1 protein-coding gene and 1 pseudogene are annotated in these 928 nt (G+C 67.1%); both read right to left on the bottom strand.

Going from position 1 to position 928, the window contains the following annotated elements; all coding sequences use genetic code 11:
- Positions 1-542, bottom strand: a pseudogene (locus tag IH25_RS0136735) (alpha-amylase family glycosyl hydrolase); the annotation flags it as partial.
- On the bottom strand, positions 539-928 hold a 390-nt coding region (locus IH25_RS0136730; RefSeq protein WP_030621344.1), incomplete at its 5' end, for a DUF3459 domain-containing protein. The gene IH25_RS0136730 and the pseudogene IH25_RS0136735, both read right to left, overlap by 4 nt.

Genomic DNA, 928 nt, shown 5'->3' with positions numbered 1-928 from the left:
GAAGTGGAAGGCCATGTGGCACTCGTCGCCGCCGGCGGAGTAGTCGCCGAAGTAGTCGACCACGTCCTCGGGCCACTGGTTCGCCTCCGCCAGCAGCACCTTGTCCGGGTACTGGGCGTCGATCTCCTTGCGCACCCGCTTCAGGAACTCGTGCGTGGCGGGCAGGTTCTCGCAGTTGGTGCCCTCCCGCTGGTACAGGTACGGCACCGCGTCCAGCCGGAACCCGTCGATGCCGAGGTCCAGCCAGAACCGCAGCGCGGAGAGGATCTCCTCCTGGACGGCCGGGTTCTCGTAGTTCAGGTCCGGCTGGTGGGAGAAGAAGCGGTGCCAGTAGTACTGCTTGCGCACCGGGTCGTAGGTCCAGTTGGAGGCCTCGGTGTCGACGAAGATGATCCGCGCGTCCTGGTACTGCTTGTCGTCGTCGGCCCAGACGTAGTAGTCCCCAGGACCTCGTAGAAGACGGCGCGTTTGAACCATTCCGGGTCCCGGTCCTTGGCGGGCGTGTCCTCGAAGGTGTCCGGTACGGGCTCGTTGACGGTCATATCGTGGGTGACCCTCCGATCTGCGGGTTGGACGGTCGCAGGACGGTGAAGACGTGCGCGGGCCGGTGACCCGGTTCGAGGCGCACGTAGTTGGCCCTGCCCCAGTGGTAGGTCTCACCGGTGAGCTCGTCGCGCACCGGCACGGACTCGTGCCAGTCCAGGCCGAGTCGCGGCATGTCCAACGAGACCGTGGCCTCCTGGGTGTGGTGCGGGTCGAGGTTGACGACCACGACCACCGTGTCCGTCCCCGTGTGCTTCGAGTAGACGAGCACCGCGTCCTGATCCGCGTGGTGGAAGTGCAGGTTGCGCAGCCGCTGGAGTGCGGGGTGGCGGCGGCGGATGGTGTTCAGGCGGGTGAGGAGCGGGGCGATGGTCCGGCCCTCGCG

Origin of the sequence: Streptomyces achromogenes subsp. achromogenes, assembly GCF_000720835.1 — a bacterium.
GTDB classification, from domain to species: domain Bacteria; phylum Actinomycetota; class Actinomycetes; order Streptomycetales; family Streptomycetaceae; genus Streptomyces; species Streptomyces achromogenes.
Note: the sequence above shows the minus strand (reverse complement) of the source record. Positions and strands in the feature narration are given on the sequence as shown.